Origin of the sequence: Mucilaginibacter sp. UR6-1 (assembly GCF_020880975.1) — a bacterium.
Taxonomy (GTDB): Bacteria; Bacteroidota; Bacteroidia; order Sphingobacteriales; family Sphingobacteriaceae; genus Mucilaginibacter.
In genome coordinates this window covers 72,729-90,150 of sequence record NZ_JAJIWP010000008.1, presented here as the reverse complement: position 1 = coordinate 90,150, position 17,422 = coordinate 72,729, and the positions used below count along the sequence as shown (strand labels likewise).

The 17,422-nt window shown below is 43.8% G+C and carries 19 protein-coding genes; 13 read left to right on the top strand and 6 right to left on the bottom strand.

The window, feature by feature from the left end; genetic code table 11:
• Positions 1-709: 709 nt before the first annotated feature.
• From LJ707_RS20035 to LJ707_RS19975, 13 genes are all read left to right on the top strand, one after another.
• Positions 710-1,636, top strand: coding sequence for an outer membrane protein assembly factor BamD (locus tag LJ707_RS20035; RefSeq protein ID WP_228954501.1), 927 nt, complete (start codon positions 710-712; stop codon positions 1,634-1,636).
• A gap of 7 nt (positions 1,637-1,643) precedes the next feature.
• Positions 1,644-1,994 (top strand): DNA-directed RNA polymerase subunit omega, encoded by a 351-nt coding sequence (locus LJ707_RS20030; protein WP_228954500.1) that lies wholly within the window; start codon positions 1,644-1,646, stop codon positions 1,992-1,994.
• Positions 1,995-2,083: 89 nt separating this feature from the next.
• Positions 2,084-3,289 (top strand): bifunctional phosphopantothenoylcysteine decarboxylase/phosphopantothenate--cysteine ligase CoaBC, encoded by a 1,206-nt coding sequence (coaBC, locus tag LJ707_RS20025; protein WP_228954498.1) that lies wholly within the window; start codon positions 2,084-2,086, stop codon positions 3,287-3,289.
• Complete coding sequence (locus LJ707_RS20020; RefSeq protein WP_228954496.1) at positions 3,286-4,176, top strand: DUF4835 family protein; 891 nt, start codon at positions 3,286-3,288, stop codon at positions 4,174-4,176. Before coaBC ends, LJ707_RS20020 begins: the two co-directional genes overlap by 4 nt.
• A 100-nt stretch (positions 4,177-4,276) precedes the next feature.
• On the top strand, positions 4,277-4,648 hold the full coding sequence (locus tag LJ707_RS20015) for a BlaI/MecI/CopY family transcriptional regulator (RefSeq protein ID WP_228954494.1): 372 nt from the start codon (positions 4,277-4,279) through the stop codon (positions 4,646-4,648).
• Positions 4,649-4,660: 12 nt separating this feature from the next.
• Complete coding sequence (locus LJ707_RS20010) at positions 4,661-6,616, top strand: M56 family metallopeptidase (protein WP_228954493.1); 1,956 nt, start codon at positions 4,661-4,663, stop codon at positions 6,614-6,616.
• An 86-nt stretch (positions 6,617-6,702) separates the two neighbouring features.
• Positions 6,703-7,158: a PA2169 family four-helix-bundle protein gene (locus LJ707_RS20005; protein WP_228954492.1), complete on the top strand. Its 456-nt coding sequence runs from the start codon at positions 6,703-6,705 to the stop codon at positions 7,156-7,158.
• A 157-nt stretch (positions 7,159-7,315) separates the two neighbouring features.
• On the top strand, positions 7,316-8,053 hold the full coding sequence (locus LJ707_RS20000) for an acyl-CoA desaturase (protein ID WP_228954490.1): 738 nt from the start codon (positions 7,316-7,318) through the stop codon (positions 8,051-8,053).
• 79 nt (positions 8,054-8,132) lie between these two features.
• Complete coding sequence (locus LJ707_RS19995) at positions 8,133-9,392, top strand: pyridoxal phosphate-dependent aminotransferase (protein ID WP_228954487.1); 1,260 nt, start codon at positions 8,133-8,135, stop codon at positions 9,390-9,392.
• Positions 9,393-9,418: 26 nt separating this feature from the next.
• Positions 9,419-10,030 (top strand): hypothetical protein, encoded by a 612-nt coding sequence (locus tag LJ707_RS19990; RefSeq protein ID WP_228954485.1) that lies wholly within the window; start codon positions 9,419-9,421, stop codon positions 10,028-10,030.
• 9 nt (positions 10,031-10,039) lie between these two features.
• Complete coding sequence (locus LJ707_RS19985; RefSeq protein ID WP_228954483.1) at positions 10,040-10,612, top strand: hypothetical protein; 573 nt, start codon at positions 10,040-10,042, stop codon at positions 10,610-10,612.
• A 46-nt stretch (positions 10,613-10,658) separates the two neighbouring features.
• Positions 10,659-11,366: an SAM-dependent methyltransferase gene (locus LJ707_RS19980; RefSeq protein WP_228954481.1), complete on the top strand. Its 708-nt coding sequence runs from the start codon at positions 10,659-10,661 to the stop codon at positions 11,364-11,366.
• A gap of 6 nt (positions 11,367-11,372) precedes the next feature.
• A complete protein-coding gene (locus tag LJ707_RS19975; RefSeq protein ID WP_228954478.1) occupies positions 11,373-12,992 on the top strand; it encodes an NAD(P)/FAD-dependent oxidoreductase in 1,620 nt (539 codons plus the stop codon).
• A gap of 96 nt (positions 12,993-13,088) precedes the next feature.
• Here the strand turns inward: LJ707_RS19975 and LJ707_RS19970 are convergent, their stop codons facing one another.
• From LJ707_RS19970 to LJ707_RS19945, 6 genes are all read right to left on the bottom strand, one after another.
• On the bottom strand, positions 13,089-13,781 hold the full coding sequence (locus tag LJ707_RS19970) for a LytTR family DNA-binding domain-containing protein (RefSeq protein WP_228954475.1): 693 nt from the start codon (positions 13,779-13,781) through the stop codon (positions 13,089-13,091).
• A gap of 1 nt (position 13,782) precedes the next feature.
• Positions 13,783-14,967 carry a sensor histidine kinase gene (locus LJ707_RS19965; protein WP_228954473.1) on the bottom strand — a complete coding sequence of 395 codons (1,185 nt, stop codon included), beginning with the start codon at positions 14,965-14,967 and terminating at the stop codon, positions 13,783-13,785.
• 127 nt (positions 14,968-15,094) lie between these two features.
• On the bottom strand, positions 15,095-15,694 hold the full coding sequence (locus LJ707_RS19960; RefSeq protein ID WP_228954471.1) for a tRNA-(ms[2]io[6]A)-hydroxylase: 600 nt from the start codon (positions 15,692-15,694) through the stop codon (positions 15,095-15,097).
• A 46-nt stretch (positions 15,695-15,740) separates the two neighbouring features.
• Positions 15,741-16,127, bottom strand: coding sequence for a DoxX family protein (locus LJ707_RS19955; protein ID WP_228954469.1), 387 nt, complete (start codon positions 16,125-16,127; stop codon positions 15,741-15,743).
• The gene (locus LJ707_RS19950; protein ID WP_228954467.1) at positions 16,124-17,014 is read right to left on the bottom strand and encodes an SRPBCC family protein; all 891 of its coding nucleotides are present in this window, start codon (positions 17,012-17,014) and stop codon (positions 16,124-16,126) included. Before LJ707_RS19950 ends, LJ707_RS19955 begins: the two co-directional genes overlap by 4 nt.
• Positions 17,015-17,048: 34 nt before the next feature.
• Entirely contained in the window at positions 17,049-17,381 is a 333-nt protein-coding gene (locus LJ707_RS19945) for a helix-turn-helix transcriptional regulator (protein ID WP_228954465.1), read from the bottom strand.
• Positions 17,382-17,422 lie beyond the last annotated feature (41 nt).

Sequence of the window (17,422 nt, the reverse complement as noted above, 5' to 3'; positions counted from 1 at the left end):
TTTTCAATCTTTTTATCCCCGGAATTCGCTTCCGGTTATTCCCTCGTTTTGGGTCTGCAAAGGTAGAAAACCTTTTCTCTTTTCCAAAATAAAAAATTTATTTTTTTTACCCCGGTGCAAACTTTCAAACTCAGCCCTCCCGCTCTTTTCAGAACTTCAGGCCCCCGCCGTTGCGGGCTGCAAAGGTACGTGTTTTCTTTTCATTTCTGCAAGAAGTATTTTGTAATATTTCCCGCTCCTTTCGCGCTGCGCCGTGGTGCCCTAAAGCCGCCCCCTTCGCTATCCCCGCCGTACCTTTAACCTTCTTTCAAATAACTTCGCTTTATCTATCAAAGCGGCTGCAAAGGTACGCCCTTTTCCCGCCTTTCCAAATCCTGTACCGTTTTTTATTACTATACCTCCTTAAACCCCCTGTATCTCAAGGAGAAAAAATATCAAAATAAACCAAACATTATGCAATGAGCCTTTGTTTAGTCCCTCCGTCTGCCGGTTAATACCGATATTCCCGGCTATATATACTATATGAGCTTACGGCCGAATTATACATTGTATATATGTATATACACGGCGGGTGCATCACCTCAAACAATAAATTAGGTTAAAATATGTTAAACAAGGCGTGTGTTGACCTTTGTTACAAAGCACCGTTATATATTTACGCGCTGAATAAAATAATTGACTGATTTATAATATTAACTATCTTTGCAGAATGTTTAAAAAACAACTATTGTTACTGTGTGGCCTTATGGCAGTTTTGGTGCTTGCTTTGGGCAGTTGCAAAAGCAAGTTCGAAAAGTTGAAGGCCAGTAATGATAATGCTAAAAAATATAAGGAGGCCCTGCGTTATTATAATGAAAAGAACTATGGCCGTGCGCTTGAGCTTTTTGATGACCTGGTACAACGTTACCGCGGCCGCTCAGAAGCGGAGGACCTGTTTTATTATTACGCGTACACTAACTATAAACTGAGGGACTACACTTCGGCGCGTTACCATTTTAAAACCTTTGCTGATACTTATCCATCAAGCAGCCGGTCAGAAGAGTGCCGTTTCATGTCTGCCTATTGTTATTACCTTGATTCGCCGATATACTCGCTCGATCAGGACAACACCGGTAAGGCTATTGAAGCACTACAGCTATTCATCAACCTTTACCCTAAGAGCGACCGCGTTGCCGAAGCGGGTAAACTGATACAAAACCTGCGCGATAAGCTGGAACTAAAAGCATATGAAAATGCCAAACTTTACCTTACAATTGGTGATTACCAGGCGGCCGTTATAGCATTCAACAATACACTGCGCGATTACCCGGACACCAAGTACGGCGAGGAATTGGAGTTTTTAACCATACGCGCTCAATATATATATGCTGATAAGAGTACCGAGTTTAAACAGGAAGACCGTTACGCAGAGGTTATAAAATATGCTGATGAGTTTTTAGAAAAACACCCTGACAGCAAATACGCACGTGATGCTAAAGAATATGTTAAGGATAGCGAACAAGGCATAGTACGTGCAAAGCGCATTATGGCACAAGCATCGCTTAACCCTAAACTGGCTAAAAAGGTTGCCGAAAAAGATACCGTAACTTCGCAGCCACCATCAATAAAAGATAAGAATCCGGAATTAACAAATTAATAAAGATATGAGTACCGTTAACAATAATAATAACAATAAACCCGGTGTGGCAAGCAGCACCGTTACCCGCGACTTGCGTGAGCTTGACAAGGGAACCGATAACATTTACGAATCGTTGGTTATTATGGGCAAAAGAGCCAACCAAATCTCGAACAATATAAAAGAGGAGCTTCACCAAAAACTATCAGAGTTCGCGTCATCAAATGATAACCTGGAAGAAGTTTTTGAAAACCGCGAGCAGATAGAGATATCAAAACACTACGAAAAACTACCTAAACCTACCCTCGTAGCCGTACAGGAGTTTTTAGATAATAAGATATACTATCGTAACCCGGCTAAAGAAGCTAAAGAAATATAATAACGAGATCCTCCTGAAAAGGGGGATTTTTTTTTATATAATATATATTTGCAGCATACAGGTACCTGTAAACGGAACCATTAAAGTAAATGCTGAAAGATAAAAACATTATTGTAGGGGTATGCGGCAGCATTGCCGCTTATAAATCGGCCCTGCTGGTACGCCTGCTGGTTAAGGCCGGGGCCAATGTACAGGTAGTGATGACGCCCGACGCGGCAAACTTTATTACACCGCTTACACTATCAACCCTATCAAAACACCCGGTACATATTAAATACTTTGATACCGAAAGCGGCGAGTGGGATAACCATGTTGCCCTTGGCCTTTGGGCTGATTATATGCTGATAGCGCCTGCTACAGCCAACACACTTGCTAAAATGGCTAACGGCCTTTGCGATAATTTGCTGTTAGCTGTTTATCTGTCGGCCAAGTGCCCGGTTTACTTTGCCCCTGCTATGGACCTGGATATGTGGAAGCACCCTGCCACACAAAATAACGTTAGCAAACTAAAAGCGTATGGCAATGTGCTGATTCCCGCCGGGACAGGTGAGCTTGCCAGCGGACTTTACGGCGAGGGCCGCATGGCCGAGCCGGAGGAGATAGTAACACTGCTGCAGCACGAGGTGCAAAAAACATTGCCCCTTATCGGCAAAAAAATACTGGTTACCGCGGGGCCAACGTATGAGGCTATTGACCCGGTAAGGTTTATCGGCAACCATTCATCAGGTAAAATGGGCTTTGCTATTGCTGATGAACTGGCAGACCTGGGCGCTGAAATTACCCTGATAGCCGGGCCAACCGCGCAAACCACCATTAGTCGCCATATTAACAGGATAGACGTAAATTCTGCTGCTGAAATGCTGGATGCCTGCCTGTACGAGTTTCAAAATGCTGATGCCTGCATTATGAGCGCTGCCGTGGCCGACTATACGCCGGTAGAAGTAGCATCACAAAAAATAAAAAAGCAGGAATCATCGCTCAACATCGGCCTGAAAAAAACTACTGATATTTTAAAAACCCTGGGTGAGATAAAACGTACAAACCAGGTATTGATAGGCTTTGCCCTCGAAACAGAGAATGAGGAGCAATATGCTATAGATAAACTTAACAAGAAGAATCTTGACCTGATCATTTTAAACTCGCTTAATGATGATGGCGCGGGTTTTAAAGGGGATACCAACAAAGTAACCATGATTGACAGGCTACTTAATAAAAGCGTTTTTGAGCTGAAAAGCAAAACAGCCGTTGCTGCCGACATTGGCCATAAACTGGTTGAACTATTGAATAGTAAATGATAAGATACCTGTACATATTATTACTGATATGCTTGAGCGCGACCACCCACGCCCAGGACTTGAACGCACGTGTACAGGTGCTTACCCCTACCATACAGGTTACCAATAAGCGCATATTTGATGTGCTTGAAACCGCCATGCGCGATTTTTTGAATGGCCGTAAATGGACACCCGATGCTATTTTACCGCAGGAACGCATTGAATGCACTTTTACCCTGAACGTTACCGCCTGGGACGGAGCCAGCAACTTTAGCGGGGAGTTGCAGGTGCAGGCATCAAGGCCGGTATATAATTCGGCATATACCACCACGTTGCTTAACATTAACGACCGGGATTTTGATTTTAGCTACACCGAAGGGCAAACTATTGACTATACCGACCAAAATTTTCAAGGCAACCTGAGCGCGGTAATGGCCTTTTATGCCTATGTAATTGTAGGTATGGATTATGATAGCTTTTCGCGCCTGGGTGGTTCGGCATTTTTTTCTGCCGCGCAAAATATTGTGGTGAACGCGCAAACAGCATCATTCAGAGGATGGAAAGCGTTTGACAGTAACCTGAACCGCTACTGGCTGGCCGAGAACCTAAACAGCCGCTTATATATTAACCTGCGCAACTTTATGTACGATTATCATCGCAACGGGCTCGACCTGATGGCCGATAATGTGGTGAAAGGCAGGCAGGCCATAAACGCGCTATTACCCTCGCTGGCTTCGGTTGATCGTAAACGTTTAGGGTCAATGCTGCCGGTTGTGTTTTATACTACCAAGAGCAATGAGCTGGTATCCATCTACAGCAAAGCTCCGCAGCAGGAGCGCACCGCCGCATATAACCTATTGATGCAAACCGACCCATCGAACGGTTTAAAGTACGACGCGTTGAAATAACGGCTATTCTTTTCTAAAAAATTTTCATTTTTTTATCACAACTATTGCATTTACGAAAACTATCGTAGATATTTGTACGAAGAAAATCGTAGATAATAAAATGAGTGATATAAAACCAACCGAAAGCGAACTGGAAATTTTACAGGTGATGTGGGCAAAAGGCGAATGCACCGTTCGCGATGTGCACGATGAGCTTTCAAAAAGTAAGGATGCCGGTTATACTACAACCCTTAAACTAATGCAGATAATGCACGAAAAGGGTTTGGTTTCGCGCGATACATCATCAAAAACTCACCTGTACAAACCAGCCATTAGCCGTGAGGAAGCACAAAAAACAGCTTTGGATAAATTTATTGCAACGATGTTTAAAGGTTCCGCGTCTGATTTAGTGATGCAGGCACTGGGCCAGCACAAAACATCAAAGGAAGAGATAGACGCGATAAAAAAATACCTCGATCAGTTTGAAAAATAATAAATGAACGTTATGGAAACGCTTGTTCAAAACATCAGTCAGATACTCGGGATCACCATTATACACTCGCTATGGCAAGGCTTGCTGGTTTACCTGGCACTGCGCTTATTGTTAGCCGTTCTGCCTGCTTTAACCCCGGTTAAAAAACACAACCTTAGCTTTACCGCAATGGGTATGCTGGCTGTATGGTTTTTGGTAACGCTGGCTAACGAGGCAACCCAAATAAACTGGCATACCGCCAGCCCGGCCGGCGGTATGATACCCTACTTGCCAAAATACCTTAATGTTACTGAGCAATCATACCGCCAATATCAGTACGCGCTCGAAAAATACCTCCCTTACATAGCGGTAGTATATATGGCGGGCCTGCTGTTCAATACTCTTAAACTGTGTTTTGCATGGCGCAATATAGTGCAGGTTAAGCAATCGTTGATTGAAGCGAGCGGCTTTGACCGGGTGGTTACTCAACTTAGCGGCACACTAAAACTCAGCAAAAAGGTGAGCGTTTATTTTAGCGAAATGGTAGATGTACCGGGTATGATCGGGCCTCTGAAACCTATTGTATTATTACCCATCGGCATTGCTAATAATCTTTCGACTGCCGAGGTGGAGGCCATATTACTGCATGAGCTTGCCCACATTAAGCGAAACGATTATCTGCTGAATATGATACAGCAAATTATCGGGGTGATGCTTTTCTACAACCCTTTTGCCATGCTGATTAACCGCCACATTAATACCGAACGCGAAAATTGCTGCGATGATGAAGTGGTAACCATAACCGGCGAACCACTGATATATGCCCGCGCACTGTTAAAACTTGAACAACAAAAGCAAAATACCCTGCAACTGGCGCTTGCCGCCACCGGCAAAAAACACTTATTACTTAACCGAATAGAACGTATCATGACAACAAAAAAATTGACCATAAACGTAAGGCATACATTGGCCGCGCTGCTGCTGTTTGCCTTTAGCCTGGGCAGCATTGCCTGGTTTAATCCGCAGATAAAAAACAACACCCTTATTGTTAATACCGATAAGCCGGAATTTGTACAGCAACTGTTAGGTGACACCGTGCCTGCAAAAAAACGAATGGTAAAAACCAAAAAGCCGATTGCAACCAAAAGCAAAATAGTACATATTAAAGGCAAAACTGTTAATATAGAGGATGACCCGGAACTTGAAAAATTGAGTGCCGAAGTAAGTAAACACGGCGATGCTATAAGCAAGTTTTATGAAAGCGCGGAGTTTAAGCGCATTGGTGAGGAGATGGAGAAAAATGGCAAAGAACTGGATGCTTACTACAATAGTCCTGCGCTAAAAGCACTGACCGAAAAGCAGGAAAAGCTGAGCCTTGAAATGGAAAAGCTAAGCAATGACCCCGAAATGGATAGGCTGAACAAACAAATGGAGGCGCTCGGCAAAAACATGGATGTTTATTTCAATAGCCCTGAATTTAAAAAAGTGGAAAAGAAGCTGGAAGTGGAAGGCCAAAAATTAGAGAAACTAAAATGGGGCACCGCGGCTTTTGAGCAGCAGGCAAAACAACTTGAAAAGTTAAGCAAAGAGCTATCAGCTTACACTAATTCGCCTAAGTTAAAACAACAGCAGGAGCAAATGCAAGATCTGAGCCAAAAACTGCGCGACCATTACCAAGGCGATAATTACCGCCACATACAGGAAGCCATGCGCTCGTTAAGTGACAGCCTGCGCCAGGCTTATCAATCAAAAAGCATTACACTGAAATCTGACAATATGCGTTTACTTAGCCAAAAGATGAATGCCTATCAAAACAACCCTACGCTGAAACAGCACCAGCAGGAATTAAAAAAGGCTACCGAGAAATTAAATTTATATCTTAAAAGCGATGCCTATCAGCAAAAATTAAAAAAAGCGATTGAGGAGCAAACGCGTGATAGCATCAAAGCATCAAACTATATTGATAATACCGTTAGTCCGGAGTTTTAAGGCTTGGTAATCATAATGTTCCAAACAAAATATATCGCTATGGGTTATTAAATTAACTTATAGTGATATATTTTAACAAACACATTATGGCAACCATTGAAAAATCAGTTGAGATACTCAACGACCTGATACAAATAAACAACGACCGTATTGAAGGCTTTGAACGCGCCAGCAAAGAGTTGAGCGCCGATGATCTTGACCTGCGTAACCTGTTTACCTTGTTTACCAAAGATAGCCGCACCCACGTGCAGGAGCTTACTGCCGCTGTTGCATTGCTTGGCGACAAACCCGAAACCGGCAACACCATAACCGGCACATTGCACCGTACCTGGCTTGACGTTAAGGCCACCTTTACAGGGCAAAACCGTAAAAGTATTTTGCAGGAATGTGAGCGTGGCGAAGATGCCATAAAAAAGGCTTACACTGAAGCACTTGCCGGCAATGTTTTACCGGCGGATGTGAGCGAAATACTGGTACAGCAGCAACAAAAAATAAACGAAGGCCACGATAAAATCAAGGCCCTGCGCGATAGTGCCGTGTAAGCATCATCATAAAATAATATAATAAAAGGCCACTTTAGCTAAAATAAAGCGGCCTTTTTACTGTTTATATAAAAGTAAATATTTTAAAATAAACGCTGATATAAACCGTAACTTCGCGGCGTATTAAACCGTTCATTTTCATCCATAATAACAATACGTGTATATATTAATTTTCTTTTTAGCGCACTGGTTCTTGTCTTTATTTTTCCAGACCTTTTATCTGCACCGCTATGCATCGCACCGCATGTTCAGCACGCATAAGGTAAATGAGCGCATTTTTCATTTCCTGACCTTTATATTCCAGGGGTCATCATTCCTTAACCCGCGTGCCTATGCCTTAATGCACCGTGAGCACCATGCTTACAGTGATACGGAGAAAGATCCGCATTCGCCGCACTTTTTCAGGGATGTGTTCCAGATGATGTACTACACATCAAAAACCTATGGCGAACACGTAAGGAGGCTAAAAGAACCTGAGCACCGGTTTAACGGTTATTGCCCGGAGTGGACATTGATCGATCGCTGGGGTTCAACCATCGTTTCGCGCTTGTTCTTCATCGCGTTCTACACCTGGTTCTATATCACCTTTGCTACTGCATGGTGGATGTTTTTGCTATTGCCTATTCACTTTTTAATGGGGCCTATACATGGCGCTATTGTTAACTGGTGCGGCCATAAATACGGTTACTCAAACTTTGATAACGGCGACAAATCAAAAAACTCAACCCCGTTTGACTTTTTGATGCTGGGCGAATTATTTCAAAATAATCATCACCGCCATCCTAACAAAGCCAACTTTGGCGCCAAATGGTTTGAAGTTGACCCTGTTTACCCGGTTATGAAATTTATGCATTGGGTACGGATAATAAAATTACGAAAGCCCGTTGTGGCTTAACTATAAAAAAAGCGGTTGACTAATACTCAACCGCTTTTTTATTTACTTTATATTTGCCACGTTTCTAAATTATTATACCATGAGTTCATCGTTGTTAGCGCAAAACCTGCGCGGATCTGAGATCATTAAAATTGCTGCTGAAATAAACGAATTAAAACGTCGCGGCGAGAATATTGCCAACCTCACTATTGGCGATTTCGACTCGAACATATACCCCATACCTGCACAATTAAAGCAGGGCATTATTGAAGCTTATAACCAAAATCAAACCAACTATCCACCGGCAGATGGCGTACTTGACCTGCGCCAAAGCGTATCCAAATTTTTGAGTGAACGTTACGGTTTGGAATATGCCGCCGCTAACGAGATCATTATTTCGGGCGGGTCACGCCCGCTGATCTACTCTATTTACCTGGCAGTTGTAAATCCGGGTGAAAAAGTAGTATTCCCTACGCCATCATGGAACAATAATCATTACTGCGACCTGCTGACCGCTAACGGTGTAATGATAGCAACCCTGCCCGAAAATAATTTTATGCCAACGGCAGATGAGCTTCGTCCGCATATTAAAGGCGCGGCATTACTGGCTTTGTGTTCACCGCTTAACCCTACAGGCACCATGTTTGGTAAGGAAGCCCTTGAGGAAATATGCGATATGGTGATCGAAGAAAACAAGACCCGTGCAGAAGGTGAAAAACCGCTATACCTGTTGTACGATCAGATCTACTCGCAACTAACCTTTGGTGAACATAAACACTATAACCCGGTAACTCTGCGCCCCGAATTGCGCGATTATACCATTTTTGTTGACGGCGGCTCAAAATGCTTTGCGGCAACCGGTGTACGTGTAGGCTGGGGTTTTGGTCCGGCGGCTATAGTAAATAACATGAAGGCCATTGTTGGCCACATGGGTGCCTGGGCACCAAAGGCTGAACAGGTGGCTATGGCACACTTCTTAGCCGATAATAACGCTGTTGATACTTACCTTACCGATATAAAGGGCAATGTACAGGCCAGCCTTACCAGCTTGTACCAAGGCTTTCAGCAATTAAAAAGCGAAGGCTTTAGTGTAGATGCCATTGAGCCGATGGGCGCCATTTACCTGACCATAAAGGTTGACTATTTTGGTAAAACCACGCCCGAAGGTAAAGTGCTTGAAACCGCTACCGATATTAATTTTTACCTGATTAAAAACGCTGGTATTGCTTTAGTACCATTCTCGGCATTTGGCACCGGGGAGGATGAGGCCTGGTTCCGTGCGTCAGTAGGTACTATTACCAACGAGGATATTAAACTGACCATACCAAGAATTAAGGCAGCATTAGAGAAATTGAGCTAATATACATTCATAAATTGTTCAACTGAATGGAACTGACAACCGACATCACCGGATCACATAATGACAGCTTTAGCGAAACTTATCAATTGCTGAAGCAGGAGTTTGCTATTGAACCGACCGGATACATTGATTTTCAGTTGAACAATTTTGAAGTATTTAAACAGTATTCGTCGTTTGAGCTGCAAAGCTCTTATGTAATTAATACTGAGAATGACCGCTGTTACATACTTTTTATTGAAGCCTGTGTTAAAAGCCAAAGCACTACCGGAGAAATTACAGAACACCGAGAAAACCAAACCTGGGGACTGGCTTACCTTAAACATAATTTAGGCAGGGTAAAGATCAGGCGTGAAACGTTTACTGATAAACTATTTGAACTTGTTTTTCCCTTAGAGATAGATTTTAAGGAAGACAAAGCCTTTAGCAATACCTTTTACGTGCTGGCTAATGACAAGCCAAAGGCAATTGCCGGCATTACCCGCGATTTTAGAAACGCGGTGATGGATATACGGGAGGATGATCTTATTATTGAGGTGGCCGATCATACACTCCTCATTGGTAATCGCAAACCCATAACGGGCCAAAAAGCCATTCACATGGCTGAGTTTGTTACCCGGTTGGTTGAAATATGTGATTGATAAAGCACCATGAAAAAACTTGCCTTTATCATCTTCATATTATTCAATTTAAACTATTGTTCGGCGCAAAAGCCAGGCACAAATTCGCAGGTAAATCAACAGCAAATATTATCTGCAGTACACGGCTTTTTAAAATGGTATAAAGTAAAAGGTCATGACACAACTGTTCATTACAGATTAATTAAAGGAGGAGCGCCTGACAGCACTACCCGGCCATCCATAAACTGGGATGGCGTTGAAACCTATCTTGCTCATTTAAACAGCAGCGGCTACGTATCACCCGCTTATCTGAATACCCATCGTGAACATTTTAAGGAAGTTGATAAAGAACTTGAAGGCTTTAAATTAACAAGTGAACTGATCAAGATCAATGGGCTTGATTTTGATCTGGTACTAAAAAATATGGAGCCTGAAGATGTGTTGGATAATTTGAACAAAATGAAACTACACAAACTGTATGTGATAGATGATAAAGCCATGGCTGCTTATACTTTTACCCGATACGTGTGCATGATATTTACGCTAACCAAAGAAAATGATAAGTGGCTAATAGACTACATCGGGTGGGACCGTTCTCACTGAGTTACTTTTTACGCAACATCTAAAATAAAAAAGCCATTTTTGCAATATGCCTGCAGGAACGCTTTATTTAATACCCGTACCCCTTGCCGATGATGCCTCGGCCAAATCATTCACACCATACCTGGTTGATACTATCAACAATATAAAGGAATATATTGTTGAGAATGAAAAAACCGCCCGCCGCTGCTTAAAAGAGGCCGGGTTAAAAACCCCGCAAAGCGAACTCATTATACATGATTATGGGAAGCACAACCGGGATAAGCTGAACAATGATTTTTTTAAAGGCCTTTTAGCCGGTAATGATGTTGGTTTGATGAGCGAGGCAGGCTGCCCCGGCATTGCCGACCCTGGTGCCGACGTTGTAGCCGAAGCGCATCGTAAAGGCATAAAGGTGGTTCCGCTGGTTGGCCCGAGCTCTATTTTATTGGCACTAATGGCATCAGGCTTTAGCGGGCAAAGCTTTACATTTCATGGTTATTTGCCTATTGATAAGGTAGAACGTGCTAAACGCATTAAGGAGTTAGAGGCTTTGGCCGAACGTAATAAACAAACCCAGATGTTTATTGAAACGCCCTTTCGTAACAACCCCATGCTTGAGGAGATATTAAAAAGCGGCAACCCAAAAACACTGCTTTGCATTGCCTGCAATATTACCGGTGTTGATGAAATGATAGCCACCAAAACGTTGGCTGATTGGAAAAAACAACCGCCCGACCTGCATAAAAAACCAACCATTTTTCTGCTATTTCGTTAAGCAAATATGATAGGCGGCCATCAGCATACCAGTGTTTTAATTGTTGGGGCAGGCCCTTCGGGGTTGATGATGGCGGCGCAACTGCTGCGTTACGGCATTCAGCCTGTAGTTATTGACAGCAAAACAGGGCCAACACACTATACCAAAGCCCTGGCCGTACAAGCCCGTTCGCTGGAGATATACCGGCAGATGGGTATGGTGGATAGCGCGCTTGATGAAGGTAAACAGGCACAGGGTATAACTTTTAATCAGCATGGTGAGGTACTGGCCTCACTTTCATTTGCCGGTGTGGGCGAAAAGCAAACCCGCTTTCCGTTTATACTATTTTATCCGCAAAGTAAAAATGAACGCCTGCTGCTTGACGAACTCACCACGGCCTGCTGCCCCGTTTACTGGAGTACATCACTTATAAAAGCTCAGCAAACCGGCGGAAAGGTTACCGTAACAGCAAGCGAAAATGGCCGCGACCATACCCTGACCTGCGATTGGCTGATAGGTGCCGATGGTGCTGGCAGTACTGTACGCAAACAAATGGGCACACCTTTCAATGGCGATACTTATCCTAATAAATTTTATTTAGCCGATGTAAAACTGGCTGGCGTGGCTGATGATAACATACAGCTTTACCTTGAAAAAAACGGCCTGGCCGCCTTCTTCCCTTTACCCGAAGCGGGCGCTTTCAGGATAATTGGCGATATACCCCAAAATTTTGAGGATAATGACGATTTGAAATTGGATGATATATTGCCCTCGCTCAATAAAGTGACCGCGCAAAACATCAGCATTATCCATTGCAACTGGTTCACCACCTATAAACTGCATCACCGCATGGCGGCGCAGTTCAGGCAGCAGCATTGCTTTTTAATTGGAGATGCCGCGCATGTGCACTCGCCAGTTGGCGGGCAAGGAATGAACACCGGTTTGCAGGATGCCTATAACCTGGCCTGGAAACTTGCCGCGGTAATAAACAACCAGATAGCCCCATCCATATTAGATAGTTACGAAACTGAACGCATGCCCGTAGCCAAACAATTACTCCGCACTACCGACCGTGCTTTTAATATCATTACCGCATCCAATTGGGCAACCTCGTTTTTTAAAATATCAATATTGCCACACCTTATAAAATTCATGTGGAGTAAACCGGGATTGAGGGAAAAGCTATTCCGCACCATATCGCAAACTGGTATCAGCTATCGCGATAGCCGGATCAACCTGCATTTAAGCCAGCTTTCAACTATTAAAGCCGGTGACCGCTTGCCCTATGTAGAAATATTTGACGAGCGCACCCAACAACAAACTGACCTGCATGCCTGGTGCAGCAAGCCGGGCTTTACGTTGCTGGTACTGGGTAAATTTAAGGAAATAGATATTTTTACCCTTGCCAAATGGATAACACAAAAATACAATGGTGCTATCAACCTGTTTTATCTTCCGCCATCAAAAAACAACATCCGGGTATTTGAACTTTTCGGAATAAAGGAGGAACAAAAAAAGGCCATCATCGTAAGGCCTGACATGTATATTGGCTACATAAATGATGTAGTGGCTATTGACATGATGGACAATTATTTGCTGAATGTGATTCATTTTAACCCCTCCCTGCCCTCCCAGGGGAAGGAATAAATCACCCTAATTTTGCTTAAACCACTCCTGATTTCCTCTAAAGACCTATAATCAAGCAAAGTCCTCCCTTTGAGGGAGGATTTAGGGGGGGGGGTATTACTTAGCCCATTCCTTTATAAAATCGGCATGGCTGTCGCTTATAGGCAGTGAGGTATCCTTTAAAAAAACCTTACGCCCCTGAATCGATCTTACTTTATTAACCGCTACCGCAAAGCTGCGGTGTATGCGCCGGAATTTGTCGGCAGGCAGTTTTTCCAGCAGCTTTTTCATTGGCATAAGGGTAAGGATAACCTTGCCATCGGCCAAATGTATCTTCACGTAATCCTCCATGCTTTCCAAATATTCCACCTCGCTAATGGTGATCTTTACCATACGGTATTCGCTGTAAACGTATATATTCTCGTCGTGTGCTGGGGTGCCTGCATTGTTTTTATAGCCATGATATTCTACCGCCTTATCAACAGCTTTGGTAAAACGGTTAAAATCTATCGGCTTTAATAAATAATCTATCGCTTCAAGCTCAAAACCCTCGTAGGCGTAATTTTTATAGGCGGTAGTAAATACCACCATGGGCTTTTTTTCCAGCGAATGCACCAGATCAATACCGGTAATATCGGGCATGTTTATGTCGATAAATAAAAGGTCAACCTCATTATTTCGCAAAAACTCAGCCCCGGCTATGGCATTCTCAAACGTATGCAGCATTTGCAGCGTAGGTATACGCGATACATAAGTGCTGATCAGCGTTAGCGCCAGCGGCTCATCATCAATAGCGATACATTTCAGCATATCAGTTTTGTACTATCAGGTTAACGGTATAAAAATCGTCATGATCGGTTATGGTGAGCAAGTGCTTGCCCGGATATAAATGCTCCAGCCGCTGGCGTGTATTTGCTATACCAACACCCTTGCGTTGCTCCTTTACACTTTCGCCAAAAATCCGGTTACGGCAAAAAAACGATGTGGTTGTATCGCTCACATCAACGCGTATATCAATAGCCGATGCTGTGTTTTTGCTGACCCCGTATTTAAAAACATTCTCCACAAAGGTCATCATCATTAGCGGCGTTATTTTTTTACCGCTTGTATTGCCGTTTACCTCAAAGTTAATTGTGGTATTGCTGCCCACACGTAGCTTTTGCAGCTCAATATAATCGGCAATACAGTCAATCTCGTTTTGCAGGGGCACAAAATCTGCCGTTACATCATCAGTAACATAGCGCATAATGTTTGATAGCTTCATGATGCTTTGCGCAGTATGTTCACTGCTCATGATAGCCAGGGTATAAATATTATTAAGCGTATTGAACAAAAAGTGCGGATTGATCTGCGCTTTTAAAAATGACAGTTCAGCGCTGGCCTTATCAGCTTCGGCCCTTGCCGCACGCTGCTCGGTAAGCAACCATTGCTGAATAATACGCATGGCCGTACTCAGCGCCATTATCATTAAAAATATAAACAGGCTGTTACTATCAATATGCCTGCGTGGCGGCATTTTACGTTGCCCCTGAAACTGCCCCGGCATGTTACCTTGCTGAGGCGGTGGTGGCATAGCGCCGTCAGGCGGCGGGCCTATCAGGCTATCCGGGCGCACAGCCGCACCATTGGGTTGTTTTCGCATTAAGCTATCCGCCCGTTGTGCAGGCATATCACCCGGCGGCAGACCAAATTGCGCGCCCGAAACATTACCCATTGCATTTTGCCCGGCCAGTAGCTTATTATATTCCTGTTCTGACCGGCGCAGCAGCCTGTCAAACGGTTGCAAAAAGTAAACGCCGTTAAGCAGTATCACTAAAGCTATACCGTAATCAAAATAACGTTTCCTTAAAAAGAATCTTGGCAGCAGCCAGTAAGCATTTATGTAAAACAGCGCGATGAACGTGCAGCAAAACAACCAGTATTGCGGTAAAGCCAACAAGGCAAAATTACTGGAGCTTTGCCCGTGGTTATTTAAAAAAAGCAGCGGGAAGGCCATAAATAAAAGCCACCCCGCTATATGTGTTATAATTACTGATGATTTAAAACGAAGCATATTCAAAGCAAAGCATTAATTACCGTCGATGTAACATTGTATCGATAACTGCCCGCTTTGTACAGACGAATTACCCGTGTATGGTTTCGCGCTTGCCGTAATTTTGTATCACCTGAGCTTCATAATCCAAAAACTCTTTCCAGCGTTTATCCACATCAATACCCTCAGTATACTTTCGGGCCAGGCGGATAAAGGTGGCATAGTGTGTAGCTTCGCTGATCATCAGCTCATGATAAAACGCTGATAACTGCTTGTCATTTATATTTTCTGACAGTACCTTAAACCGCTCGCAACTGCGCGCCTCAATCATGGCGGCAAAAAGTAAGCGGTCTATCAGTTGTTCATTACGGCTGCCGCCCTTTTTCATGAACTTTACCAGCTCGTTAACATAATTATCCTTACGCTCGCGGCCAAGCACATAACCCCGTTCCAGAATAATATCGTGCACGCGCTTAAAGTGATCCATCTCCTCTTGCACCAAAGCAGCCATCTCCTGCACCAGGTCAGACAGGTTGGGGTTTTGTACGATGAGGGTAATAGCGTTACTGGCGGCCTTTTGCTCACAAAAAGCATGGTCGGTCAGTATCTCTTCAATATTACTTTCCACTACGTTCTTCACCCAGTTTGGGTCGGTAGGCAATTGCAGTTTTAAAATGGTTTTCTCGCTCACAATAGCAAAGTTACCATTTAATCATCATCCTTAAAAGCAAGCGTATTTATCTGAGTGATTGCGATGCTTTCAGCTTTAATTTTTTATGCCAGTAGATGTATGACATGGCGATAAACACAAAGCCCAATAAGATAGGTGCCCACATCACTACCGGATCTCCCACGGCGATAAAAGAATATACCGCGCCCAGCAGGTCAAACGTAAAACCGGCGTATGCCCATTCCTTTAAACGTGCAAACCCCGGTACCAGCAAGGCAATGGAACCTAATATTTTTAATACGCTCAGCAACGGCAGCACGTGCGGACCAAAGCCAATATGCTTCATCATGGCAGTACCCTCCGGGGTTGGCATAAAGCCACCAATAGCCGAAAACAGCATGGATGCCACCAGCAGTATGGTGAATATCCAGTAAATAATGTTCACTTTTTTCATGATACGAGTTGATTTATGTAATTGGTTAACTTGTTCAGCGTTTGGTTGCCACCATCAGCAGCGCCAAATTCACGTACCACATATTCAAGTTCCTCGGCGTTGTTAAACAGCAGGCGCATGGTAAGGCGGGTTTGGTTATTGCCCTCTTGTTGTAAGGTAATCAATCCTTCAAACTGTTCCTTCTCCCCCTCATCCTCACCATGAAGATAGCGGATTTTTTCGGGCTTTACTACCTCGGTATATTTTATAAAATTAGGGTAATCACGCCCGTCAGGCCCGTGCATCATATATTTCCAGCTACCGCCTGTACTGGCATCCATGTATTCAATGGTGTTGGTAAAACCGTTCGGCCCCCACCAGTTGATAATGTGTTCGGGCTTTGTCCATACGGCAAAAACCAGTTCACGCGGGGCATTAAGCAATCGGCTGAAAATCAGTTCGCGGTTAGCGGGCATAGTGCTTAATACCTTTTCTAACCGGTCAAAATTCTGCTCGTTGGCGGGTATTATAAAATCCTTCACCTTGTTATATTCTTCATCGCTTTCAAAAGTCATCGTAAATACAACCCTGGTTTTGCCGGATGAATACCCGAACGCCAGCGAACCGGTAAAAACGTGTACCGGATCGAGGTGCTTGTATACAATTAGCTCCGGCGCTACTACCTGTTCAAACTTGCTCACGTTATAAAAATCCTGCCCGTCCGGGCTGTGCATGGTCAGCGTCCAGTCGCCGCCGGGTTTAAGGTCAAACTTGTGGATGGTGTTGGTAAAGCCATTAGGCCCCCACCATTGCGCCAGGTATTCCGGATTGACAAAGGCATTATATACCAGCTCGCGCTGATAAGTGAACTCGCGTATGCTGGTGATGGTGTTCTTGGGATTATTCATATTAATTGGTTTTTTGGTTTTGATATGTAAGTGCTTATGGTTTATCGGTTTTAGTTTGTATTTGATTAAGGTATTGTTCGAGCGAATCAAGCCTGCTGTTCCAGAATTTGCGGTACTGTTCTATCCATTCGGCCACTTCGCTTAATTTATCAAACCGGCCCTCGCAATAACGTTCGCGGCCCTGTTGTCTGATGGTTAGCAAGCCACACTCGTGCAGTATTTTAACATGTAATGATACCGCCTGCCTGCTTACGTCAAACTTTTCGGCAAGGGCATTTACATTTTGGGGTTGATTGGCCACCATGCCCAAAATGGCGCGGCGGGTAGGGTCGGCAATCGCCTGAAAAACATCACGTCTGGCATCCATAAATAATATGCAAGTATTTGCTTGCTAATATATATGCAATT

What these genes read in the sequence shown, in the direction of transcription:
- LJ707_RS20035 (WP_228954501.1), top strand. Translation starts at nt 710, where the DNA reads ATGTTTAAAAAACAACTATTGTTACTGTGTGGCCTTATGGCAGTTTTG.
- LJ707_RS20030 (WP_228954500.1), top strand. Translation starts at nt 1,644, where the DNA reads ATGAGTACCGTTAACAATAATAATAACAATAAACCCGGTGTGGCAAGC.
- coaBC (WP_228954498.1), top strand. Translation starts at nt 2,084, where the DNA reads ATGCTGAAAGATAAAAACATTATTGTAGGGGTATGCGGCAGCATTGCC.
- LJ707_RS20020 (WP_228954496.1), top strand. Translation starts at nt 3,286, where the DNA reads ATGATAAGATACCTGTACATATTATTACTGATATGCTTGAGCGCGACC.
- LJ707_RS20015 (WP_228954494.1), top strand. Translation starts at nt 4,277, where the DNA reads ATGAGTGATATAAAACCAACCGAAAGCGAACTGGAAATTTTACAGGTG.
- LJ707_RS20010 (WP_228954493.1), top strand. Translation starts at nt 4,661, where the DNA reads ATGGAAACGCTTGTTCAAAACATCAGTCAGATACTCGGGATCACCATT.
- LJ707_RS20005 (WP_228954492.1), top strand. Translation starts at nt 6,703, where the DNA reads ATGGCAACCATTGAAAAATCAGTTGAGATACTCAACGACCTGATACAA.
- LJ707_RS19995 (WP_228954487.1), top strand. Translation starts at nt 8,133, where the DNA reads ATGAGTTCATCGTTGTTAGCGCAAAACCTGCGCGGATCTGAGATCATT.
- LJ707_RS19990 (WP_228954485.1), top strand. Translation starts at nt 9,419, where the DNA reads ATGGAACTGACAACCGACATCACCGGATCACATAATGACAGCTTTAGC.
- LJ707_RS19985 (WP_228954483.1), top strand. Translation starts at nt 10,040, where the DNA reads ATGAAAAAACTTGCCTTTATCATCTTCATATTATTCAATTTAAACTAT.
- LJ707_RS19980 (WP_228954481.1), top strand. Translation starts at nt 10,659, where the DNA reads ATGCCTGCAGGAACGCTTTATTTAATACCCGTACCCCTTGCCGATGAT.
- LJ707_RS19975 (WP_228954478.1), top strand. Translation starts at nt 11,373, where the DNA reads ATGATAGGCGGCCATCAGCATACCAGTGTTTTAATTGTTGGGGCAGGC.
- LJ707_RS19970 (WP_228954475.1), bottom strand. Translation starts at nt 13,781, where the DNA reads ATGCTGAAATGTATCGCTATTGATGATGAGCCGCTGGCGCTAACGCTG.
- LJ707_RS19965 (WP_228954473.1), bottom strand. Translation starts at nt 14,967, where the DNA reads ATGGCCTTCCCGCTGCTTTTTTTAAATAACCACGGGCAAAGCTCCAGT.
- LJ707_RS19955 (WP_228954469.1), bottom strand. Translation starts at nt 16,127, where the DNA reads ATGAAAAAAGTGAACATTATTTACTGGATATTCACCATACTGCTGGTG.
- LJ707_RS19950 (WP_228954467.1), bottom strand. Translation starts at nt 17,014, where the DNA reads ATGAATAATCCCAAGAACACCATCACCAGCATACGCGAGTTCACTTAT.
- LJ707_RS19945 (WP_228954465.1), bottom strand. Translation starts at nt 17,381, where the DNA reads ATGGATGCCAGACGTGATGTTTTTCAGGCGATTGCCGACCCTACCCGC.